21 protein-coding genes are annotated in these 21,673 nt (G+C 71.2%); 9 read left to right on the top strand and 12 right to left on the bottom strand.

All coding sequences use genetic code 11. The annotated features are described in order from the left end of the window. The first annotated feature begins 338 nt into the window (after window positions 1-338). A complete protein-coding gene (locus C6376_RS08170) occupies window positions 339-998 on the top strand; it encodes a SigE family RNA polymerase sigma factor (protein ID WP_107442803.1) in 660 nt (219 codons plus the stop codon). Between the two features lie 134 nt (window positions 999-1,132). Continuing rightward, on the top strand, window positions 1,133-2,170 hold the full coding sequence (locus tag C6376_RS08165; RefSeq protein ID WP_107442802.1) for a hypothetical protein: 1,038 nt from the start codon (window positions 1,133-1,135) through the stop codon (window positions 2,168-2,170). Here C6376_RS08165 and C6376_RS08160 read toward each other — a convergent pair. After that, the gene (locus C6376_RS08160; protein ID WP_173985600.1) at window positions 2,140-2,949 is read right to left on the bottom strand and encodes an SURF1 family protein; all 810 of its coding nucleotides are present in this window, start codon (window positions 2,947-2,949) and stop codon (window positions 2,140-2,142) included. The two genes, C6376_RS08165 and C6376_RS08160, sit on opposite strands and share 31 nt — an antisense overlap. A 147-nt stretch (window positions 2,950-3,096) precedes the next feature. On the opposite strand from C6376_RS08160, the gene C6376_RS08155 reads away from it, so the two are divergent. Next, window positions 3,097-4,911, top strand: a complete 1,815-nt coding sequence (locus tag C6376_RS08155) for a prolyl oligopeptidase family serine peptidase (protein ID WP_107442800.1) — start codon at window positions 3,097-3,099, stop codon at window positions 4,909-4,911. Between the two features lie 234 nt (window positions 4,912-5,145). Here the strand turns inward: C6376_RS08155 and C6376_RS08150 are convergent, their stop codons facing one another. Then, the gene (locus C6376_RS08150) at window positions 5,146-7,095 is read right to left on the bottom strand and encodes an NAD-binding protein (protein ID WP_107442799.1); all 1,950 of its coding nucleotides are present in this window, start codon (window positions 7,093-7,095) and stop codon (window positions 5,146-5,148) included. A gap of 254 nt (window positions 7,096-7,349) precedes the next feature. Here C6376_RS08150 and C6376_RS08145 point away from each other — a divergent pair, with 254 nt between their 5' ends. The 5 genes from C6376_RS08145 to C6376_RS08125 all read left to right on the top strand — a co-directional run bounded on the left by C6376_RS08145 (window position 7,350) and on the right by C6376_RS08125 (window position 12,554). After that, complete coding sequence (locus tag C6376_RS08145; RefSeq protein ID WP_254076347.1) at window positions 7,350-8,351, top strand: permease; 1,002 nt, start codon at window positions 7,350-7,352, stop codon at window positions 8,349-8,351. Beyond that, window positions 8,348-9,067, top strand: a complete 720-nt coding sequence (locus C6376_RS08140) for a TIGR03943 family protein (protein WP_107442798.1) — start codon at window positions 8,348-8,350, stop codon at window positions 9,065-9,067. Before C6376_RS08145 ends, C6376_RS08140 begins: the two co-directional genes overlap by 4 nt. A gap of 113 nt (window positions 9,068-9,180) precedes the next feature. Next, window positions 9,181-9,597 (top strand): luciferase family protein, encoded by a 417-nt coding sequence (locus tag C6376_RS08135; protein WP_107442797.1) that lies wholly within the window; start codon window positions 9,181-9,183, stop codon window positions 9,595-9,597. 219 nt (window positions 9,598-9,816) lie between these two features. After that, on the top strand, window positions 9,817-10,344 hold the full coding sequence (locus C6376_RS08130) for a hypothetical protein (RefSeq protein ID WP_107442796.1): 528 nt from the start codon (window positions 9,817-9,819) through the stop codon (window positions 10,342-10,344). Window positions 10,345-11,126: 782 nt separating this feature from the next. Beyond that, the gene (locus C6376_RS08125; protein ID WP_107442795.1) at window positions 11,127-12,554 is read left to right on the top strand and encodes a DUF2252 domain-containing protein; all 1,428 of its coding nucleotides are present in this window, start codon (window positions 11,127-11,129) and stop codon (window positions 12,552-12,554) included. Window positions 12,555-12,881: 327 nt separating this feature from the next. On the opposite strand, the gene C6376_RS08120 is transcribed toward C6376_RS08125, so the two are convergent. The 9 genes from C6376_RS08120 to C6376_RS08085 all read right to left on the bottom strand — a co-directional run bounded on the left by C6376_RS08120 (window position 12,882) and on the right by C6376_RS08085 (window position 20,032). Then, window positions 12,882-13,394, bottom strand: coding sequence for a flavin reductase family protein (locus C6376_RS08120; RefSeq protein ID WP_107442794.1), 513 nt, complete (start codon window positions 13,392-13,394; stop codon window positions 12,882-12,884). A 222-nt stretch (window positions 13,395-13,616) separates the two neighbouring features. Next, window positions 13,617-14,954 (bottom strand): MFS transporter, encoded by a 1,338-nt coding sequence (locus tag C6376_RS08115; RefSeq protein ID WP_159083179.1) that lies wholly within the window; start codon window positions 14,952-14,954, stop codon window positions 13,617-13,619. A 7-nt stretch (window positions 14,955-14,961) separates the two neighbouring features. Beyond that, the gene (locus tag C6376_RS08110; RefSeq protein WP_216825579.1) at window positions 14,962-15,717 is read right to left on the bottom strand and encodes a pentapeptide repeat-containing protein; all 756 of its coding nucleotides are present in this window, start codon (window positions 15,715-15,717) and stop codon (window positions 14,962-14,964) included. A 9-nt stretch (window positions 15,718-15,726) separates the two neighbouring features. Next, entirely contained in the window at window positions 15,727-16,386 is a 660-nt protein-coding gene (locus C6376_RS08105; RefSeq protein ID WP_107442792.1) for a DUF6445 family protein, read from the bottom strand. Between the two features lie 179 nt (window positions 16,387-16,565). Then, entirely contained in the window at window positions 16,566-16,718 is a 153-nt protein-coding gene (locus tag C6376_RS43735) for a hypothetical protein (protein WP_159083178.1), read from the bottom strand. A 187-nt stretch (window positions 16,719-16,905) separates the two neighbouring features. After that, window positions 16,906-17,049: a hypothetical protein gene (locus tag C6376_RS43730; RefSeq protein ID WP_159083177.1), complete on the bottom strand. Its 144-nt coding sequence runs from the start codon at window positions 17,047-17,049 to the stop codon at window positions 16,906-16,908. Window positions 17,050-17,078: 29 nt separating this feature from the next. After that, window positions 17,079-18,032: a TauD/TfdA family dioxygenase gene (locus C6376_RS08095; RefSeq protein WP_107442790.1), complete on the bottom strand. Its 954-nt coding sequence runs from the start codon at window positions 18,030-18,032 to the stop codon at window positions 17,079-17,081. 61 nt (window positions 18,033-18,093) lie between these two features. After that, entirely contained in the window at window positions 18,094-19,263 is a 1,170-nt protein-coding gene (locus tag C6376_RS08090; protein ID WP_159083176.1) for a pyridoxal phosphate-dependent aminotransferase, read from the bottom strand. Between the two features lie 73 nt (window positions 19,264-19,336). Continuing rightward, window positions 19,337-20,032: a TenA family transcriptional regulator gene (locus tag C6376_RS08085; RefSeq protein ID WP_216825578.1), complete on the bottom strand. Its 696-nt coding sequence runs from the start codon at window positions 20,030-20,032 to the stop codon at window positions 19,337-19,339. Window positions 20,033-20,450: 418 nt separating this feature from the next. Between C6376_RS08085 and C6376_RS08080 the strand changes: the two genes are divergently transcribed. Continuing rightward, window positions 20,451-21,053 (top strand): HAD family phosphatase, encoded by a 603-nt coding sequence (locus C6376_RS08080; RefSeq protein ID WP_107442788.1) that lies wholly within the window; start codon window positions 20,451-20,453, stop codon window positions 21,051-21,053. Here C6376_RS08080 and C6376_RS08075 read toward each other — a convergent pair. Beyond that, complete coding sequence (locus C6376_RS08075; protein ID WP_301554741.1) at window positions 21,042-21,653, bottom strand: AAA family ATPase; 612 nt, start codon at window positions 21,651-21,653, stop codon at window positions 21,042-21,044. The two genes, C6376_RS08080 and C6376_RS08075, sit on opposite strands and share 12 nt — an antisense overlap. Window positions 21,654-21,673: the final 20 nt, after the last annotated feature.

The raw sequence follows: 21,673 nt of genomic DNA, 5'->3' as shown, positions 1-21,673 counted from the left end.
GCCGGTCGACGGTCCGGACCACTTGTATCGGGCACCTCGCGCATCCGAAGATTTTCTCCCCGCTCTCCGCAACCGTGCGCAGGGCGGGGAGCGTCTTTGCCGGCACCCTCAGGGGTGCGCAGACGTGTGAACGATCACAGCGTCCCGGTCGCGGTGGGGCGTACGGGGCGGGGTGGTCCGGGCGTGGGGACGCCCGTTCCTATGGGACACAGGGGAAGAGCGGGACACATGAGACGGGTACGCGTGACCGTGGCCGACGCGAACGTGACGCCGGACGCGTACAACCCCTCAGGGGGGATGTGCGTCCAACTGGCGTGGCAGAGGTACTCGAAATCCCCATGGCGCCCCGCGGCGCGGCCCTGCGGCCGCCGCTCGGCGTCCTCCGCCCGCGTGCGTCCGGCACGGCCGGCGGCATGCCGGTGATCGCGCCCGTGCCCGCAGCGCGGCCCACCCGCGTCCCCGGTCAGCGCGACGGCGTGGAAGAGGTCGAGGGAGCGAAGGCCGTCGGCACCACCGTCGACCACCTCACCGAGACCTACCGGGCCCACTACCGCTCGCTGCTCGGTCTCGCCGCACTCCTCCTCGACGACACCGCCTCCTGCGAGGACGTCGTCCAGGAGGCCTTCATCCGGGTCCACTCCGCACGCAAGCGCGTCCGCGAACCCGAGAAGACCCTCGCCTACCTCCGCCAGACGGTCGTCAACCTCTCCCGCTCCGCGCTGCGCCGCCGCATCCTCGGCCTGAAGCTGCTGTCCAAGCCGATGCCGGACATGGCCAGCGCGGAGGAGGGCGCCTACGACCAGCTGGAGCGCGACTCGCTCATCAAGGCGATGAAGGGCCTGCAGCGCCGTCAGCGCGAGGTCCTGGTGCTGCGCTACTTCGCGGACATGACGGAGGCGCAGGTCGCCGAGACCCTCGGCATCTCGCTGGGCTCGGTCAAGGCGTACGGCTCACGCGGCATCGCCGCGCTGCGCATAGCCATGGAGGAGCCGGCGTGAGCGGGGAAGCCGAAGAGCGTGGCTCCCACGGGAGCCACGACGGCCACCAACCCGACGAGACCACAGCGCGGCGGCAGCCGACGGCACCGCCGCGCACACCCGAGCCGAAGCCATCGCACGCTGGGAACTCAACCGTGAACCACCACCTCGACGACCAGGGCCCCGAAGGGCTCGACTCGGACGAGCTGGCACTGCGCCGGATGCTCCACGACGTCGTCCAGGAGATGGAGCCGCGCGACGGCGCCCTGGACCACCTGCGGCGAGCCGTCCCCGTCCGCCGGGCCCGTAAGCGGCAGGCGGCCGTCGGCATGGCGGCCGCCGCCCTCTTCCTCGGCACCGCAGTCCCCGCCGTGCTCCACGTCTCGAACGCGGTCGGCTCCGATGCCAACCCTTCCATCGCCGGCCAGGCCTCACAGGCGCAGGGGGGCGCGGATCAGGGCAAGAACCCCGACGGCGGCTCCTCGGGCAAGGTCGGCGACTCCTCCGGCGGCGCCGGTGAACAGGACAAGGGCGGCACCACCGACTCCGGCCAGGGCAAGGCGTCCGCGGGCGGCACCGCCTCCAGCGGCGCCGGGCCCACCTTCTCGGCCCCGGTGACCGCGCCCCCCTGCACGCCGGACCAGCTCGACGGCGGCGCACCCACCGTCGCCGTCCCCGACGCGGCGGGCATCGTGTACGGCGCCTTCCGGGTGCAGAACTCCTCCGCCGCCGGCTGCAGCGTCCGCGGCGCCGTCGCCCTGTCGTTCGACGTCCAGGGCGCGGCCGACGCGGCCAGGATCACCGTGGTGGAGCACGCTTCCGGGGACGCGGCGGCCGGCCTGCCCGACCCCTCCCTGTACGTTCCGCAGCTCACCCTCGCGCCCGGCTCCGCCTACGAGGTGAAGTTCGCCTGGGCGCCCTCCGAGACCTGCCCCACCACGGGCGGCTCCGGCGGTGACGGCGGAGGCTCGGCGTCCCCCTCGCCGACCCCCTCCGAACCGGCAGGCACCACCGGCGAGACGACCTCCGGCACCGCGGCCCAGCTGTTCCCCGAGGACGGCACGGCCGGCACGGCCGAAGGCAGCGTCGTCGTGTCCTACACGACCGGCGCCGGTGCGCCCACGCTCAAGGCGACGGTGCCGAACGCCTGCGTCGGGACGATCTACCGGACGGGTGTGCTCGCCTCGTCCTGAACCGCCGGCCCGGCGAGCCCCTCGGGGACGATCCCGAGGGCCGCGTCCCGGGCGAACTCCACCTCGCGGCGCAGCAGCCGGAACCACATGAACACCACGAACCCGGCGAAGACGAACCACTCGCCGGTGTAGCCCAGGTTCTGGAACGCCTTCAGGTCGAGCCCGCTGTTCGGGGCCGCGCTCACCGGCACCGTCGTCATCGGCGCGTCGGCCCGGTCCAGGGTGATCCAGGCGTCGTAGAGGTCGTAGGGCACCAGGTTGACCAGGGACGCGGAGCTGATCGCGGCGGTCTGTCCGGTCGGCAGACCGCCCCGGGCGCTCACCCCGTTGTCGCCGGGCTGCTCGGAGGCCTGCAGCGCGCCGGTGACGATGACCTCGCCGGAGGGCGCGGCGGGGGCCTTCGCGGCGTCGGCGGCGCCGGGCAGCCAGCCGCGCACCACGGGCAGCGCCTTTCCGGCGTCGGTGCGCAGCAGGGTCAGCACGTAGAAGCCGTCACGGCCGTCCAGCTCCCGGCCCGGCACGAGCAGCTGGTCGCCGTAGCGTCCGCGGGCGGTGACCTGCCTGCCGGAGGTCTCCTGGTCCACGGGGAGCAGCTCGGCCAGCGGACGGGCCGCCTCGGTGCGGGCCGCGGCGGCCTGCGCCTTCGCCTCGCGATGGCCGTCCACCCGCGACTCGAACCGGCTCAGCTGCCACGACCCCATGAACAGGCAGAAGGGGATGGCCAGCAGCACGAAGACGTTGATCCCCCACCAGCGGGGCGTCAGCAGGAACCGGTACACGTCGTCCACGGTACGGGGCGGACGCGAGCCCCCGCCGGGCGGGGGTGAGGCCCAAGGGTGCGAACCGGGTGGGAAGTCGGTGGGAAGTCGTGCACACGGTGACGACGGTGGCGTCTCATTGCCTGCGCGGGCGGGCAATATGGGGCCATGACTGAGAGCAACGGGTCCGACGTGCCCGAGCCGTACGAGGAGACGCCGGACTGGGAGCAGCGGTTCCGCGCCGCACGCGTCTCCCTGCCCGACTGGGCCGAGGACGCCCCCGACCACTGCCTTTTCGTGTCGAACGCGACCGGGACCTACGAGCTGTACGCCTGGGACCGCGCCACGGGCGACCAGCGTCAGGTGACCGACCGGGCCAACGGCACGACGGACGGCGTGCTCTCCCCGGACGGCGCCTGGATCTGGTGGTTCGACGACAAGGACGGCGACGAGTTCGGCGTCTGGCGGCGTCAGCGCTTCGAGGGCGGCGAGGACGAACTGGCCGCGCCGGGCCTGGACGCCTCCTACCCGGCCGGCCTGGCCCTCGGCCGCGACGGCCGGACGGCGGTGGTCGGCCGCTCCACGGACGAGGAGGGCACCACGATCCATGTGGCGCGGGTCGGCGAGCCCCCCTTCGAGCTGTACCGCCACCGCGAGTCGGCGGGCGTCGGCGACCTCTCCCACGACGGTTCGCTGATCGCCGTCGAGCACACCGAGCACGGCGACGCGATGCACTCGGCGCTGCGCGTCCTGCGTCCGGACGGCACCACGGTCGCCGAGCTGGACGACACCCGGGGCGGTGCCGAGGAGCTGGGCCTGGAGGTGCTGGGCTTCGCGCCCGTCGACGGCGACACCCGGCTGCTCATCGGCCACCAGCGCCGCGGCCGCTGGGAACCCCTGGTCTGGGACGTGGCCACCGGTTCGGAGACGGACCTGGCCCTGGACCTGCCGGGCGACGTCAGCGCGGAGTGGTACCCCGACGGCTCGGGCCTGCTCGTCGCGCACAGCTTCGAGGCGCGCAGTGAGCTGTTCCGCTACGACCTGGCGAGCGCGCGGCTGGAACGGATCCCGACCCCGCCCGGCACCGTGTCCGGGGCGACCGCCCGGCCGGACGGCAGCGTGGAGTACCTGTGGTCGTCGGCCGCGCAGCCGCCGGCCGTCCGCTCGACCGCCGGCGGCGTGGTCCTCGACCCGCCCGGCACGAAGTCGCCGGGCTCCGTCCCGGTGCGGGACGTGTGGGTGGAGGGCCCCGGCGGCCGCATCCACGCCCTGGTGCAGAAGCCCGAGGGCGCCGACGGCCCGCTGCCCACCGTCTTCGACATCCACGGCGGCCCGACCTGGCACGACAGCGACGCCTTCGCGGCCGCGCCGGCCGCCTGGGTGGACCACGGTTACGCGGTCGTCCGCATCAACTACCGCGGCTCCACGGGATACGGCCGGGCCTGGACGGACGCCCTGAAGCACCGGGTGGGTCTGATCGAGCTGGAGGACATCGACGCGGTGCGGGAGTGGGCGGTGAGCTCGGGTCTGTCCGACCCCTCCCGGCTGATCCTCACCGGCGGGTCCTGGGGCGGCTACCTCACCCTGCTCGGTCTCGGCGTCCAGCCCGACGCGTGGACCGTGGGCATCGCGGCCGTCCCCGTCGCCGACTACGTCACGGCCTACCACGACGAGATGGAGGCCCTGAAGGCGATGGACCGCACGCTGCTGGGCGGCACCCCGGAAGAGGTCCCGGAGCGCTTCGAGGCCTCGTCCCCGCTGACGTACGTCGACAAGGTGCGGGCCCCCGTCTACATCTCGGCCGGGGTGAACGACCCCCGCTGCCCCATCCGCCAGATCGACAACTACGTCGAGCGCCTGAAGGCCCGCGGAGCGGTGCACGAGGTGTACCGCTACGACGCCGGACACGGCTCCCTGGTGGTGGACGAGCGCATCAAGCAGGTACGCCTGGAACTGGAGTTCGCGGACAAACACCTGAGCTGACCGCCCGATTCAGCCCCTCGCCGCAGACCTTCAGCCCCTTCGCCGCTGACCTTCAGCCCCGCGAGGTGACCTCCAGCTCCTCCGGCGTTCGAGGAGCGGGGGTCCGGGGGCGGAGCCCCGAGGACGGGACGGGAAGGCGGGGGCGAAGAACCCGGGGCGCAGCCGCCACTCCGGCCGGGCCGCCCGAGGGGCCGGGGCCGGTGGGTCCGGGGGCGGCGAGGGGGGGTCGGGGGCCTACCCCCCCGACCCCCCTCGCCGCCGACGCCGCACCAACTCCGCCAGCCCCCGCCGAGTCGCAGCCAGCACCACCCGGTCCGCCCCCCGCAGCACATACGTGTCCGGCAGATCCCACACCAGCCCCGACGCTCCGCCCGCGCCCCCGCCGGCCCCACCCCGCCCGGAGTCGAGCGCCAGCACCCGCCAGTACCCCGCCCGGAACGCCTCCCCGACGGTCCTGCCCTCCAGTTGCGCATGCCCGCCGACGTCCAGCGTGGCGAACAGCAGCACCCGCCGCTCCACCGGGATCGCCCCCAGGATCTGCCGCCCCATCATGGCCGCCGCGAACGACGGCGCCGCGAGGTGCGACACGCTCCGGCTGCGGGTCAGCGCCTGCGGATGGGCGGCCCGCAGGGTGCGATACACGGCGGTCGCGAAGTCGTCGTCGTACAGCCGCAGCACCACCCGCAGGTCGGGCCGCAGCGACCGCGCGTACAGCGCGGCCTCGAGGTTCGTGGTGTCGGAGCTGGTGACCGCGAGCAGCGCGTGCGCCCGGTGGATCTTCGCGGCCTCCAGCACGCCCTCCTGCGTGACGTCCCCCAGCACCACCGGCACCCGCAGCCGCCGTGCCACCGCGAGCCCCCGTGCCTCGGGCCCGGCCTCGACGCACACCACCGGGATGTTCAGCGCCCGCAGCCGGGTCAGCACCCGGGTGCCGATCTTCCCGAGGCCGAGCAGCACGACATGGCCGCCCAGTCCCCGGGGCGGCCGGCGCAGCGAGCCCGCGCCGCGGAAGGTCCCGAGCGCCTCCAGCACCGCCGCCAGCAGCACCGGCAGCAGCAGCAACCCCATGAGCCCGGACAGCAGTTGCAGGATCTGCCGCTCGGTGGAGGCCCCGATCGCCGGGTCGTTGACGGCGAACAGGTCCAGCAGCGTCAGGTACAGCGCCCCCAGCGGATGGATCCCGGTCACCAGCCACAGGGCCACCGCCAGCGCGAACACGCAGCCGACCAGCCCGGCCAGCGACCATCGCAGCCGCCGGGAGAACAGCGAGGCGAACGGCGCCCGCACCCCGACCCCCCGCCCGGACGGCAGGCTCGGCCCCGCGGAATAGGCGACCTGCTCCAGCACGACCGACCCGCGCCTGCCGGACGCGGCCGCCTCCCGCACCGCGGCCGCGTCGGGCAGCAGCAGTGGCCCCTGGTCGCCGCTGGTCTCGGAACCGTCCGCGAAGGCCGGGTCGCCGCCGTTCGCGGACAGCAGCGCGAGGGTGGGGCGGCCCGGCTCGCCGGTCTCGCCAGGACCGTACGGCGGACGCTCGACGGCCCGCAGCAGCAGTCCGTTCGTCTGGACGACCTTGCTGGTGCCGACGACGGCGGTCGCGACGAGCGCGGGAGCGGCCGTGTCGGCGTCGGACAGCACGGTGGTCGACGCGTCACCGCCGGCATACCCCGACTGCCCGTGGCGCCCGGCGTCCCCGGAGCCGGGGTCGGCCGCGGCGGCCAACGCGGCCGCCTGGTCGAGGAGTTCCTCGATGTGCTGGCCCAACCGCCGGTTGTAGAGCCGCAGGACGAGCCGCAGCCGGGGGTTCAGCCGGCGCGCGGTGAGGGCGGCCCGGATGTTGGTCTCGTCGTCGTCGTACACCAGCGCCAGGGCGGCGGCCCGTTCCACGCCCGCCTCGGCGAGCACCGCCTCGGTGGCCTCGACTGCCTCCAACGTCCTTGTTCCGCCGGTGGGTTCACTCGACGCGGCGGGCGCGGCGGGCGCGCCGCCGGCCGCCGCCCGGTTGACCGCCGCGCTCACCACCCGGTCGAGCAACGCCGCCGACACCGCCCTGGCCCGCCCGACGACCGGCGGCCGCACCGTGCGCTCGGCGGGCGGCACGACGAGCGTGACCTGCTCCTCGTACACGCCCCGTAGTTCGGCGGCGAGCCGGTGCGCCAGACCGTCGTCCCCGCACACCACCATGTGCGCGCCCGCGGCGCCCGGCCCCGGCGGCTGACCCTGATTCGGAAGGCTCCCCACGAGGGAGAAGACTGCCTCACCGGTACGCGGGGTTCCACGACGTCGGTGAACACCGGGTGCCGGACTTCCGTAGGAAAGGGGAGGGAATGCCAGAAACAGGCAGCAGGCGCAGGTCGGGAACCGGCAGCAGGGACATGCCGGGAACCGGAACCGGCGGCAGCGCGCACGCGGAACCCGGAGGTGCCCGACCCGTGGCCATCGTCGAAGAGGCCCCGCCCACGGGCGAGCACACCCCGGAGAGCCCCGAGGCGAAGCGCCTCACCTCTCCCCTCGTCCTGACCGTGCTGCTGCTCCTGATGGTGCTGCTGCAGAGCCCGATCCGCCGCGCGCTGTCCGCGCCGGTGATGCAGAGCTGGACGACGGTGTTCGTGGCGGTGGTGGTGCAGGCGCTGCCGTTCCTGGTCCTGGGGGTACTGCTGTCGGCGGCGATCGCGGTCTACGTGCCGCCCTCCTTCTTCGCCCGCGCCCTGCCGTCCCGGCCGGCGCTCGCCGTCCCGGTCGCCGGGATGGCGGGCGCGGTCCTGCCGGGCTGCGAGTGCGCCTCGGTCCCGGTGGCCGGCGCCCTCGTCCGCCGGGGCGTGACACCGGCCGCGGCCCTCGCCTTCCTCCTCTCCGCCCCGGCGATCAATCCGATCGTGCTGACGGCGACGGCCGTCGCCTTCCCGCGCGATCCCGAGATGGTGCTGGCCCGATTCGTCGCCAGCCTGGTCGCGGCGTGCACGATGGGCTGGCTGTGGCAACGCCTCGGGCGCACCGACTGGCTGCGGCTGCCGGCCCACGCGCCGCACGAGGGGGAGACCAGGGGGGCCGCCTTCTGGGACTCGGTCCGGCACGACGTGATGCACGCGGGCGGCTTCCTGGTCGTGGGCGCGATGGCGGCGGCGACCCTGAAGGCCGTCGCCCCGCAGAGCTGGCTGCGCACCGCGGCCGACAACCCGGCGCTCGCCGTCCTGACCCTCGCCGTGCTGGCGGTGGTCCTCTCCATCTGCTCGGAGGCGGACGCGTTCGTCGCGGCGTCCCTCACCCAGTTCTCCCTGACCGCCCGACTCGCGTTCCTGGTGGTCGGCCCGATGATCGACCTCAAGCTGTTCGCGATGCAGGCGGGCACGTTCGGCCGGGGCTTCGCGCTGCGCTTCGCCCCGGCGACCTTCGCGCTGGCCATCGCGTCGGCGGTCCTGACGGGATGGGTGCTGCTGTGAACCGACAGGCCCAGTCGGCCGTGCTGTTCCTGCTCGGCGCGGCCCTGCTGCACGCCGGCGCCACCGACCTGTACCTGCGCTACGTCAAGGCGGGTCTGCGCCCGCTGCTGCTGGCGGCCGGCGCCGTCCTGATCGTCACGGCGCTGGCGACGGCGTGGTACGAGCGCCGCCACGCCGCCAGGAACCACGAGGAGGGCCGCCACGCGCACCCGGAGCCGCGCGTGTCCTGGCTGCTGGTTCTTCCGCTCCTCGCGCTGATCCTCGTCGCCCCGCCGGCCCTGGGCTCGTACAGCGCGACCCGCACCGGCACGGCCCTGCAGGAGCCCCTGGCCTATCCGCCGCTGTCCGCAGCCGACCCGCTGCCGCTGAGCGTCGTCGACTACGCGGGCCGCGCCGTCTACGACCACGGCCGCACCCTCGTGGGCCGCACGGTCCGGCTGACCGGCTTCGTGGCCCTGGACCGCGCCGGCACCCCCTACCTGGTCCGTATGGCCCTCAACTGCTGCGCGGCCGACGCCCAGCCGGTCAAGGTCGGCCTGACCGGCCGCATTCCGCCGGTCCTCCAGCCGGACACCTGGCTGGCCGTCACCGGCGTCTACACGCCCCGCACCGTCCACGACCCGGTCAACGGCGGCCCGATCCCCTACCTCGAGGTGACCGACGCCCGTCCGGTCCCGGCCCCGCGGGACCCCTATGACGAGTCCTGGAACAACTGAGCGTGGCCGCCGCGCCACCCGGCGGAACGTCCGAAAGAATCCTTGACCGCCCGGGTCGGTGAACCCTTCCGCACCCCCTGGTGGCCGGGCGGTGAGCGCCGCATGATGGGGCCATGACGGCGGCCTTGCGTGCCATGGCACGACTGGTGAACTGGCGGGACCTCGCAGAGGACCGGCCCAGCTGCGGTACCGGCCGGGCTCTGCGCTCGGCCGGGGCGGAGATCGTGCACTTCCACTCCGCCCGCAGCGTCGACCTGCATCTCACGGCCCGCGCGATCCGCCGGTTCGAGAGCGACCTGAGGCACTCCACCGCGATCCGGCTGCAGCCGGGCTCGCACTGGGTGACCGTCCGCCTGGAGTGCGAGACGGACATCGACCTGCTCATGACTTTGGTCAGCGCCGCCCTCCAGGCACACCAGAGGCATCCGGCCGCCGGCGACGCCCCGCTCCCGCGCTGCAACGGCCACCGGGAGGCGACCCTGACCCGCGAGGGCGCGGACGACGCGACGACCCGGCCCTGCGCCCAGTGAGAACCGGCGGGACCGGGCGTTCACGGGACCGGGTGTCCACGCGACCGGGTGTCTTTGGCACCGGGTGTGTGTGGCACCGGGCGTCCACAGGACTGGGTGCGTCTTCGAGGCCGTGAGGGCTGTGCATCTGGTGAGCTGACGGTCCGTCAGATATGGTCCCCCCGACGTGCCGTGCATGCCGTGCGTGCCGTGTCCTGACGTTACGGAAGGGTGAGCGCCATGGAGACCCGTTCGACCCGTCCTCCGCGCAGTCCGCGGCCGTCGGGGCCGCCCCGCTGGGTGGCCGTGTTCCACGACGCGACCTCGGCGTCCTGGCGGTCGGCCGCCGAAGCCCCCGACCGCGCACCGGTGTCGTACGCGATCGGCGAGATGGCCCGGACCCTGCGTGCCCGGGGTGAGGAGGTGGCCGTCGACCTGTGGGGCCCGGGGGAGAACGGGGAGTGGGCACGGTTCGACCCGACCCCGGCGGCCCCGGCGAGGCCTGCGCTCCTGGTGTCCTCGGCGGTTCCTGCGGCTTCCGGGGCTTCCGTCGAGGCGGCGGAGCCGGGCGCGGGGCACGCCCGGCACGTGGAACGCATGGAGGACCGCCGACGCCAGGTGATCACGGCGGGTCTGAGCAGGGCCGGCCTCTACGACCTCGCGGCGGAGGACGTGACGGCCGTCCGCACCCTGGTCGACCACGTCGACGAGGCCACGCTGCGCCGGATCGCGCACTGGATGGCGGTGGCGGCCGGTCCGGTCGAGTGATCTGCCCGCCGGGCAGGCAGGGGATACGTCATCATTGTGGTGGAGGGGTTCGGGGCGGTGATCCCCGGCCGCGGGCACAAGGGCGACGACCCGGAGGGGCGGTCATGGCCGGACGCTGCCCGTCGCAGGCCATCGGCGTCGGCCGGCCGGGCCAGGTGTGTCGAGCCGCAGCGTGGGACACAGGGCTGATCGCTGACCGGCGCCGGGTGCGCTGCGCCGGGGACGGTGGTCGCCGGCGCGCAGAAAGACCCGGCCGCTGGCGACGGGGGATGCACCAGCGACCGGGCTATGGCCAAGGCTAACAAGGTGGCTGGTCCGGCGGGAGCCTCCTTCTCCACCGCCTCGCCGGTGTGAGCGGGATCACTGTCCTGGCGTGGTCGGGTCGGCGCATTCCGTTCGAGCCCGGCATGGTCGTCCCGCCTGCGCCCGGCGTCGGCGTTCCCCGCGCCGGTTCGTCCCGGTCCGCCCTGGGCCGGTGCCGGGCACGCGTCGGTTCCGGGGTCGGTGTCGGCGTTCCGTTCCCCGGGCCTCCGTCCGCCGACCCCCGGGCCTCCGTCCGCCGGGTGCCGAGCCGCCGAGCGCCGAGTACCGAGCCGCCGAGCGTGCCGGGCGGCCGAGTCGCCGGGGCCCCGGCACGGCGATACGTTGGAGGACGGGTGCAGGTCGCCCGGCCGGCCCGCAGTCCCACCCGCCGAAGAGGACCGCACGGCCCGCCCCGCAGAACGGGGCCCCCTTGCCTTTCCTCCGTCAACGGCCGACGAGTCCCGTGTGGAGCGTCCGAGATGAACGAGAGCAGCACGACCCGTAACGGTCAGGGCGACCGGCGCCACCGCACCCCGAGGGAGCGGGCCGAGCGCGGCAGGGCCGCCCGTGCCGACGTACCGAGGTCCTCGCACGCCGAGTTCACGCCGCCGCCGAAACGCACCGATCCGGTGGACGTCATCGAGACGCAGTCCGCGCAGCGGGTCCCCGAACTCGTCCCGATCCGCTACGGGCGGATGAGCGAGTCGCCGTTCCGCTTCTACCGGGGCGCCGCCGCCATCATGGCCGCCGACCTGGCGGAGACCCCGCGCACCGGCATCCGGGTCCAGCTGTGCGGCGACGCGCACATGCTCAACTTCCGGCTGCTGGCCTCTCCGGAACGCCGTCTGATGTTCGACATCAACGACTTCGACGAGACGCTGCCCGGCCCCTGGGAGTGGGACGTCAAGCGGCTCGCGGCCAGCCTCGTCATCGCGGGCCGGGCGAACGGCTTCAGCTCCAAGGAGCGGGCGTCGGTGGTCCGGTCGGCCGTGCGGGCCTACCGCGAACGGATGCGCGGCTTCGCGGAGATGGGCAACCTGGAGGTCTGGTACAGCCGCTTCGAGGCGGACGAGCTGCAGGAGACGTACGCCCCGGAGCTCGGCGCCAAGAACCGCGAACGCTGGCGGCAGGCCAGGGAACGGGCCCGGCAGCACGACAACCTCCAGGTCGTCGAGAAACTCACGCACGTGGTCGGCGGCCGGCGGCTGATCGCGAACGACCCGCCGCTCCTGGTCCGGCTGTCCGACCTGCTGCCGAGCGCCGAGAGCGACGTGATGGAGCGGGGGATCGGCAAGATCGTCAGTGGGTACGCCGGGTCCCTGCAGTCCGACCGCCGGTTCCTCCTGCAGGGCTACCGCGTCGCCGACGTCGCCCGCAAGGTGGTCGGAGTGGGCAGTGTGGGCACCCGCTGCTGGATCGTGCTGCTGCTCGGCAAGGACGACGACGACCCCCTCTTCCTTCAGGCCAAGGAGGCCGACGAGTCCGTGCTCGCCCCCTACGCGGGCGCCGCCGACCACCGCACCCAGGGCGAGCGGGTCGTCGCCGGCCAGCGGCTGATGCAGGCGACCAGCGACATCTTCCTGGGCTGGGAACGCACCACCGGCCTCGACGGCCGCCGCCGCGACTTCTACGTCCGCCAGCTGCGGGACTGGAAGGGCATCGCCGTGCCGGAGAACATGTCGCCGAACCGGATGTCCCTCTTCGGCCGGCTCTGCGGCGCCACCCTGGCCCGCGCCCACGCCCGCTCCGGCGACCGTATAGCGATCGCCGCCTACCTGGGCTCCGGCGACGCCTTCGACCGCGCCCTGACCACGTTCGCCGAGCTCTACGCCGACCAGAACGAAAGCGACCACCGGGCCCTGCTCCACGCCGTCGCCACGGGCCGGGTCCGCGCCGAGTCGGCCTGAGACGCGCGGGCGGCGGCGGCCACGACCCACCGTCGTCCGACGGCCCCGGCAGGTCGAGTGCGGCAGGACGGACGACCAACGAGACCCCCGAGCGACGTGGTTGGGAGACGTCGGACATCTCGATCAACAGCTCGGAGGCCTCGCTCGACGCGCTTCACGACCCGTCACCCGATCGGTGGCCAACTCGAAGAAGCCCGGTCACCGAACGCGGTCACTCGTCGAGCGGGAAGACGATGCCGATCGTGGTGCCGCGGCCGGGCGTGCTGTCGGTCTACCAGCATCCTGTGACGGGACCCCCGTTGCGTGCAGTGCGCACACCGCAGCCGGTCAGCGGGCACGTGCCACAGCGAGGGCAGGGCCTGCGGGGCGGACGAAGGACCGGTCCACGTACACCAGCGCCTCGCGGTGCTCCGGGCCGACGCAGTCGTCAACCCCACCGATCAGGATGCTGTGATCCCCGCCGTCGACGACGTCGTGCATGCGGCACACGAGCCGCACCAACGCCTGAGGTATGCCGGGCAAACCCAGTTCGAGCGGGACGGTGTCGCCGGCTGCGAAGCGGTCCACACCCGATGCCGCGAAACGACGGGCGATGGCGGACTGGTCGGATGCCAGGACGTTGATCATGAAATGGTCCGCGGCCGTGAAGGCCCCGTGTGTGCTGGCCCTCTTGTCCAGGCCGACCATCACCAGCGGCGGGTCGAGGGACAGCGAGACGAACGAACTCGCGGTGAATCCCCAGCGCCGCCCGTGCTCATCGACGGTGGTCGCCACCACCACGGGACCCGGAACGCGGGCCATGGCCTGGGTGAAGCTGAGTGGTTGGTTGTCGACGGTCATGTGACGCGACGTCTCCTCGGGGCGTGATCACGAATCGGGTCGGGCTGTGGGCCGACGATCGACCAGGTCCCGGAGCCAGGATCGGACCTCGGGACCGCCGCGGATGCCGTCTGCCGGGCTCCGGTACCGCCGAAGGAACCGGCTCGGACCATCGGGGAGGTTCTCCGCCGGTATGCGCCGAGCCGGAGGAATCGCCCCGTGGACGTGGAGGAAAGGCCGACCTCACGGGCGGTCCTGAAGTGCGCCGGTCGGCCCCCTGTTCCGACTCCAGAACGTACCCGCGGCGCACACCCCGAAGATCGCGACCAGGTACCAGTAGTAGTCGAAGCGCCACGCGTGGGCCATCACGAGTGAAGCGCTGCCGCCGACCAGAGCTCCTGTCGACGAGCCCAACGCCGTGATCAGCATTCGGCATTTGACCGCCGAGAGCGTGTCCAGATCGCCCTTGACCTCCATGAAGGCCTGGTCGTTCACCGCACCGAGGATCGTCTCCCCCACGGTGAAGACGAGAACGGCCAGAACCAACAGGGCGGCCACCCAGCGGGAGAGTCCCGTGAGGAGGAACGAGAAGGCCATACAGACGGCTACCGCCGCGAACATCCGGAATCCGCCGCCGCTTCGTGTCATCTCCCTCCCGGCCCGCTTCCCCACCGGCAGTTGCAGCACCACCACGAGCAACGCGTTGATGAGGAACACCGAGCCGGCGACAGCGGGGTGAGCGATGTCGAAGAGGTACAGCGGCATCGCCGAGAAGAGCTGTGAGTAAAGGGTGAAACAGATGAACGAGGCCAATGCGACGCTGCGCAGGCTCCGGTTGCGCACCGCGTCTCGCCACCAGGCCCGTCTCCCGGGCTTGGGAGACTTGGCCAGCTTCAGCCCCTTGGGCAGGGCCAGGAAGCAAGCTGCTGCGGAGAGAGCGAAGATCAGGGCAGTGACGAGCATCCATCTGCCCGGCGACTGGAAGTACAGCAGTGCGCCCAACATGGGCCCACCGGCAGAGCACAGGTTGGTCACCACCTGAAGGCGTGAGAACGCACCCACGCGTTCCTCGGCCGACTCCACGTAGTCGCCGATACAGGTCCGTACGGTCACCGAGTTGACGCTCATGGCGACGGCCACGCCGCACATGAGGATCACCACGAGGGTCCGTTCGCCTCGCAGGAGAGCCGCCGTGCCCATCAGCGAAGCCGCGGCCACCAGGGACAGGGTCAGCGTCGGCCTGACTCGGCTGAAGTCCATCCGGTCGACGACGATGAACCCACAGAACCGCAGTGCGCTGAACGCGAAGAGGACGACGCCCACGGAGAGGGGTCCCGAATGCCAGCCTTCCATGAGGACCGGCAGCAGAGGGAGCAGTGAGTAACAGGCGATGCTGGTGATGCCGAAGTTGAGAAAGAGCGCGAGCAGAAGACGCCGGACCGCGGGTGCGGCTGCCGAGGGCCGGTCGTCCTGGGAGGGTGCGGCTGGTGGTGGCGACGTCGGTGTCCGGTCGGCGTGGGGTGCATGCGGGGCGGGCAGTGCCTGTGACCTCTTGGATGTGCGGGACTCACCGGTGGTCACGGTCGGCTCACGCCTCCCCGTGAGTGGACGTTCCGACGGACACGGGCTCCGGGGCGGCGGATGTCTTCTTCTCCCGGCTGCCGCGTTCATCGGCGCGGGACAGCTCCACACCTTCGAGGTACGCGTCCTCCATCGAGGCGTTGCCGACGAACGCCGACCACAACTCCGCGCCCCTGAGCGCAGAGCCCCCCAATCGCGCACCGCGGAAGTCGCTGTGGCTCAGATCAGCCCGTCGCAGATCCGCTTCTCGCAGGTCCGCGTCGATCAGGTTCGACCGCCTGAGCACGGTGCCGCGCAGATCGGCTCCCCGAAGCAACGCCCCGCGAAGATCGGCCCGTTCGAGGTCGGCGCCCCGCAGGTCGCTGCTCCTGAGGTCCGCGCCACGCAGGTCGGCGTGGGCGAGCTGCGCCCCACGGAGGTCAGCCCTGCGCAGATCGATGCGCTGACCGTGCCGGCGTACCAGGTTCCAGCCGTCGATGACGGTAAGCAGCACGAGCGTCTGGACGTCCGTACCGTCGAAGTCCTCTGAGACCAGGGCGAGGGTCCGCAGCCCCAGGCCCGTTCCGCGCAGCTCTGCGGCGTTCCTTCCGGTCACCAGGGGAAGGGCCGGACGGAAACACGAGTTGCTGAACCCAGGTGTCACCACATTCTCGCCCTCGCAGGTGAGCAAAGCACCTGAAAGCGCGATGAACGCGAGGTCGGGTTCGCCCGATTCCGTCGGCTCGGGCAGGCATTCCATCGCGACACTCAACAGCGAGCGCATCGCGGCCTCCTAGCGCCTGAAACGGCCGTCGTGAAGGGAGACGAACCCCTGGGACGACACCTCGTTGAAGAAGAAGTTGTGTGTGAGTCGGGCCGACTCGGGGCTGTCCCCGCATCCACCGAGCGAGGCGTGATACATCTCGCAACCCCGGAAGAGAATCAACCTGTTGTAAACAGGAGCCACCCATTCGACCAACTCCCAGGCGGTCACCACCCCATAGTCCGGGATGATGGCTCGTTCCTCGAACTCAAAGGCGTCGCCGTAGCCCGCGGCCCTCGCCTGCGCATCGGTCGGCGGGCACTCGAGCCCGGTTGCCCGATGCCGGAAGAACCCGGTACCCGCGCTGTCCGGGGCATCCGGAGTCAGATACACCATCCCGGCCCAGTCTGCCGCCTGGTCCGCGTGCACGTTGGCGAGCCGTCCGGTCTCCTCCGTCGCCAGTCTGAATCCACCGAAGGTGAACGAGTCGAAATCCACGTCCGCGGCTGCGCCGATGAGCTCGGAGAAGGCCTTGATGAGCGCGGGGCTCTGCACCATCTTGTCGCTCTGCCAGCCCGGGTAGTTGTAGGCCGCGGCGCTTCGGTAGTCGTGGGACAGGGCAAGTCGGCGTGTCCGGTCCGGGTCGGCGTAGAACTGGTCGACAACGATGATCCGGTCCCCGCCCGTCATTCCCCGGCACCTTCCGGACTCGTGCCCCACTGCGGCGATGGGGCTACAGGCAGGCAGTCCGCCGCCTCTGCCGGCACGTACGCCAGCCGCGTGCCGGGACGGTCGCAGAGCACGGTGCGGTGAGGGGAGAGCCTGGTCAGTGCGGTACCCGGAGTTTTGAGCACCACCCATCCAGCCATCTAATCACCGGTGTTGACCACTGCGACCAGCTCGCCGTCGGTCACCTCGAACTCGACGGGCAGTTCGCCGACCAACTGCTGCGCGGCGTGCCGGCCCCTGGCCGCTGTCCGTATCTTCCGCTCGATGTGGCGCACGATGGAAGTCCTGTCCATGCCTTCGACGTCGGGGCCAAGAACCCTGACGGCGAAAACCCCGCCGTTTTGGACCGGCTCGGTACCGACCCCATTCATCGCATAGAACGCACCGGGCATTCCCACTGTCTCCGTTCCGTGGCCTCTCTCGACGGTCCGGGGCGGGCCATGCGGGCCCACCCCGGACAGCCTGATCAATCGATCAGTTTCAGCCGAGCGCGATCGCCTGCTCGGCGGACTCCTGCTCCGACTGCGTCAGCGGCGAGAAGTCCGTGAACCGCATCATGTTGTTGATCGAGGACTCGGTGAACTCATTCACGTCGAACTCGGCAAGGTTGTTTTCCTGATTCATCTCTCCACCAATCTGTGAACGGACTGACTTCACTGCGTCCCTCGCCCGTTAAACCGGGCCAGGGAGTTCTTTTGGTGCGGCAGAGCGACCGGTTCCGCAGGCGCCCCGCCGTACTTGACATTGATCCGGTGCAGGAGACGGCTGGTTTCGAGGTCCCTGGTCGCACCGACCCCGGTTCCGCGATGGAGGGTGCTCATGTTGTCCCAGATCACCAGGTCGCCGGGCTGGTACCGGTGGGTGTAGCCGGGGAGCTCCTTCAGAACGAACTCCTCCAGCGCGTCGAGCGCGAGATCCGACTGAGCGTCGGACAGCCCCACGACGGACATGGCGCTCCCTACGGGTGCGAAGAGGCCGGGCGTCCCGGTGCGGGGGTGGGTCTCGATCAGTTTGTGCCGGGCACCCGGTAGTTGGGCGTGCTGCTCCCTGGAGAGGGACTGCTTCGCCGCTGTGTCGTCCCGCAGGGCTCTCCGGTTGCCGAAGCGATGGTCGACGTCGAGAGCGAGCACCTCGTCGACGCTCTCGCAGCCGAGCAGTTCGAGCAGGTCCGGACGGGACGCCATGAGCTCCAGGGCGGGGGCCAGATCGGCGAAGGCCGTGCCGCCGGAGCGCTCGGCAGCGCGCAGCGCGTAGAGGGAGGTGACGATGCCGAGGTCCTGGAGGTACGACATGTCGGCGTGCCAGTAGGACCCGCCGTCGAGCACGCCGGTAGGAGTGCCGTCGGCCTCGACGTAGTCCGAGATGGTGAGGATCGACGGGAAACCCCGCACAGTGAGGTTCTGGAGCACGTGGGGAATCGGTCGGCCGAAGTGCTCCATGAACAGCTGGTATTGATGAGGGCTCAGGGACTGTTCGCGCAGGACCAGTACCCGGTGCCGGTGGAGATGGGTCCGCAGCTCGCCGATCTCGTCCTCGGTGGCTGAGGCGACGTCGAAGCCGGTCACCTCCCGGGCGAACTCATCGGCGCCCATTGGCGTTGCTCGCATACGATTCGCTCCCGGTGAAATCCGGACCCGGCTGTCCGGGGCCTTTGCGTGGGCGGATACCTCACCCGTCTCTGGTGTCCCGCGCGGTAGGCGCTCGCCGCAGCCGACGGGCCGCCTCCTCCACCTGGCCGACGGAGACTCCGAACGAGAACCGGAGCCACGGCGCGTGCGGCCTGGTGAAGAAGTGGTCCAGAGGCAGGGCGCACACCCCTGTGTTGCGCAGCAGGTCGACCGCGGGCTCGGGCCCCCACGACCGAATCTCGGGAGGCACGGCCATGACGAAGTGACCGCCGTCGGGCACGGACGCGGTGAAGCCGCTGTCCGTGAGCGCGGCAAGCAGGTGATCCCGCTTGCGGCGATAGGACTGCGCCGTCCGTGCCAGCCGCATGGGGTCCACTTCCGCGAGCAGCCTGACGGCGGCCCGCTGGAGCAGGTCCGGCGCACAGTTGGACAGGTGCATGTGAGCGGTCTCGGCGCGGCGCGCGAGCCGGTCGGGTGCCAGCAGCCATCCCAGTCGGAGCCCGGCGGCTGCATAGGACTTGGAGACTCCGCCGGCGACCGTGGTGCGACCCGTCTCCATCAGCGCCGCGTACGGTACGGCCGGACCGCGGTAGCGGAAATCCCGGTACACGTCGTCGATCACGAGATGACAGCCGTGGCGATCGACGAGTTCGCGCACCGCCGTCCACTCGTCGCTGCCGAGGACCAACCCGGTCGGGTTGTGCGGGGAGTTGAGCAGGAGGACGCCCCGGCGGCCGAGAGGTGCCAGCTCCGCCGCCAATCGGTCCATGTCCAGGCGAGGGGCGGTCTCGGCAAGTTCGATCGGGACGCTGCGGGCGTCCATGCCCGCGATCCTGGCCAACCCGGGATAGTAGGAGTAGAAGGGCTCCAGCCACAGGACGGTGTCGCACCCGTCGTCCGCGAGGCCGAGCAGGACGGCGGCCAGGGACTCCGTACAGCCGGAGGTGATCACCGGAGCCGGAAGCCCATCCGGATACAGGCCTGCCACGGACTCCCGCAGTCGGGGTGTTCCCGCGGACGGTGTGTACTGGAAGTGAGCGAGGGATGCCTCGGCCGCCAGCGCCGCTCGCCACTCCGTGTCGTACACGGGTTCCGGTATCCCCTGCGAGAGGTTGATCGCGGAATGCTCCGCCGCCAGAGCGGTCATGCGCTGGTAGACGCCGACCACCTGGCTGTCCGGTTCGGCGGAGGTGGAGGTGGAGGTGCTCACCGTGTCCTTCCGTTCCTCGGTCCACGACACCCGGACGGACACAAGGCACGCCGGCGCCGTCCGGGTGGCCTCATCAGGCCGCCGTGGCGATGCGGTTGAGCCCGTTCCAGAAGGTGGTGAGGGCCTCCAGCACCTGGGCTGCGCCCTCGATCAGTTCCTCGCGAGCGGTCTCCTCCTTCGCCGCCGTGAGCAGGGCGTCCTGGACCCAGTCCACGTGGTTGGCCTCGATGAGGATGTGGAGGTAGAAGTAGTTGTAGTCCTCGTGCTCCCAGCCGTCGTAGAGACGGAAGCCCTCGTAGAGGTTCACGATCATCGGGAACCCGAACTCTTCGATCACGTAGTGCGCGCCGACCGAGTAGTTCGACGACTCGTCCAGGAACAGGCGTCGCAGGTTGGCGACCAGCTGCTCCGCCTCCGGGGCGTGCTTGACCGTGCGGTAGTCGTCGAGCTCGACGCCGATGCCCGCGAGCGCCTTCTCGAACATCACGTAGTGCGCGTCGCCGCGGCCGTCACCCAGCTCCGAGACGACGGTGCGGGCGCTTTTCAGCCGAATGAACTCGTCGTCCACGCGGGCCGCCAGTCCGGCCAGGATCTGCGGGAACGTTCGGATGTAGTAGTAGTACTGCTGGAAGACCTCCTTGAGGACGTCCTTGGGAAGCGGCTCCTTGCGAAGCGTCTGGTAGAAGGCGTTCTCGTTGATACCCGAGTCGTCGATCATCTGCTTGATGCGCGCGATGACCTCGGTACCTGCTTCGACCTCGTTGCCCACGGGGTTGGATCCTTTCGGTGGCAGTGCGCGTCGCACAGGAGGCGGCCTCATCGGCGGCCTGACCTGGGAGAAGGGGCGTAGCGCGGACATCGACGGATGGCGCTCGCCGGCCAGTGGCTCGAACCTGTGACGCCGCCCGGACGCCTTCATCATCAGCGCGCTTCCGACAGCCACGCCAGGGCCGTGAGCCTTCGCAACTCGCCCTGGCGACAGGCCGACAGGGGGTAAACCGGGCATTGATCACGAAAACATCCAATGCGGGCACAGCGTTGAGGGCGGTGGTCCGCGGAGTATTTCTGCAGTCGACTGGATTCCTTGTACGTGACGTGACGCAAAATTCGCCGCCGACATAGTCGTTTCTGATGCCATGCATCGGACGGCTTTCCCTCCTTCGGTACCGTTTGCTAATGTGCCGCACATGAAGCCACGAGTTTTCCTTTTCGATCTCGGCGGCGTCGTCTGCCGCTTTTATCGCGAGCGCCGACTGGAAATCCTCGGCGAGGCGTGCGGCCTTCCTGCGGAGAAAGTCGACGAGGAGCTGTACTCCTCGGGGCTGATCTCCTCCTGGGACGGCGGAGCCGGAAATGCCCAGGAGGTGGAGGGGGAAATCAGGCGGCGTCTCGGCTACCCCGGTACCTCCGCGGAGCTGCGCCGCGTCTGGTGCGGCGCCTTCGAGCCCGACCCGGACGTCCTCGCCGCGGCCGATCTCGTCCGTTCGTACCGCACGGCCCTGTTCACGGACAACGACGCGCTGCTGCTCTCGGGGCTTCCCCGGCAGCTGGCGGAAGTGGACGACCGCTTCGACGCTCTCGCCTTCTCCTGCGTGCTCCGGGCGACCAAGCCCACCCCCGAAGCCTTCGCGGGAGCCCTCGGCCTCCTCGACGCCACCGCCGAGGAGGCCTTCTTCGTGGACGACCGCGAGGCCAACGTGCGAGCGGCCCGTGCGCTGGGGATCACCGCCGTACTCTTCGAAGGCGGACCCGCGCTGTACCGCACCCTGGAGGGCCTGCTAGGCGACTGACGCGGCCGGCTGGGCCGCGAGCACGGCCAGCGCCCGGGCGAGCACTTCAGCCGCGGGACGGGTGCCGTCGAGGACGACGGCACCGGAGTCCCGCATGACCTCCTCGTACCGCTCGCACAGCCTGGTGATCTTGGCGCGCAGTCCGCCGGGGGAGTACGCCGCCACCCAGCGGTCCTGGCGCGCGACGAGCCGTTCGTAGGCCACCTCGGGATCGACCCGCAGCCAGAACAGCACGTCGGGCCGGGGAAGCAGGGTCTCGATGCGAGCGAACCAGTCCCGGTGCTCCGCCACGTCCTCGCAGTACACGGCCCACGTATGTCGCCAGCGGTCGAAGAGAACGATGTCCGCCTGTTCGAACCGATGCTGTTCGTAGCGGAACTGCACGGCGCTCTCCAGGAGATAGGCAGAATGCCGAAAAGGCGCGGGCAGGGCATCCTGGTACAGTTTTTCCGGACGTCCGTCCTCGGCGATTCTCCGGAATGCGTTGGAGAGTGCTCGGGTGGGCCTCGCACGGACAACCTCCGCGGAACCAGAAAGCGAAGTGTGGAGACTTTCGAGCAGGGTGGACTTTCCGCTTCCGTCCACTCCTTCGAGAGCCACTATGCGGTATGTCACTCCGG

Source organism: Streptomyces sp. P3 (assembly GCF_003032475.1).
In the GTDB taxonomy this organism is placed as follows: Bacteria; Actinomycetota; Actinomycetes; order Streptomycetales; family Streptomycetaceae; genus Streptomyces.
Note: the sequence above shows the minus strand (reverse complement) of the source record. Positions and strands in the feature narration are given on the sequence as shown.

Coding starts and splice junctions, on each gene's coding strand:
- C6376_RS08170 (WP_107442803.1), top strand. CDS start 339: ATGGCGCCCCGCGGCGCGGCCCTGCGGCCGCCGCTCGGCGTCCTCCGC.
- C6376_RS08155 (WP_107442800.1), top strand. CDS start 3,097: ATGACTGAGAGCAACGGGTCCGACGTGCCCGAGCCGTACGAGGAGACG.
- C6376_RS08150 (WP_107442799.1), bottom strand. CDS start 7,095: ATGGTGGTGTGCGGGGACGACGGTCTGGCGCACCGGCTCGCCGCCGAA.
- C6376_RS08135 (WP_107442797.1), top strand. CDS start 9,181: ATGACGGCGGCCTTGCGTGCCATGGCACGACTGGTGAACTGGCGGGAC.
- C6376_RS08130 (WP_107442796.1), top strand. CDS start 9,817: ATGGAGACCCGTTCGACCCGTCCTCCGCGCAGTCCGCGGCCGTCGGGG.
- C6376_RS08125 (WP_107442795.1), top strand. CDS start 11,127: ATGAACGAGAGCAGCACGACCCGTAACGGTCAGGGCGACCGGCGCCAC.
- C6376_RS08120 (WP_107442794.1), bottom strand. CDS start 13,394: ATGACCGTCGACAACCAACCACTCAGCTTCACCCAGGCCATGGCCCGC.
- C6376_RS08110 (WP_216825579.1), bottom strand. CDS start 15,717: ATGCGCTCGCTGTTGAGTGTCGCGATGGAATGCCTGCCCGAGCCGACG.
- C6376_RS08105 (WP_107442792.1), bottom strand. CDS start 16,386: ATGACGGGCGGGGACCGGATCATCGTTGTCGACCAGTTCTACGCCGAC.
- C6376_RS43735 (WP_159083178.1), bottom strand. CDS start 16,718: ATGGACAGGACTTCCATCGTGCGCCACATCGAGCGGAAGATACGGACA.
- C6376_RS43730 (WP_159083177.1), bottom strand. CDS start 17,049: ATGAATCAGGAAAACAACCTTGCCGAGTTCGACGTGAATGAGTTCACC.
- C6376_RS08095 (WP_107442790.1), bottom strand. CDS start 18,032: ATGCGAGCAACGCCAATGGGCGCCGATGAGTTCGCCCGGGAGGTGACC.
- C6376_RS08080 (WP_107442788.1), top strand. CDS start 20,451: ATGAAGCCACGAGTTTTCCTTTTCGATCTCGGCGGCGTCGTCTGCCGC.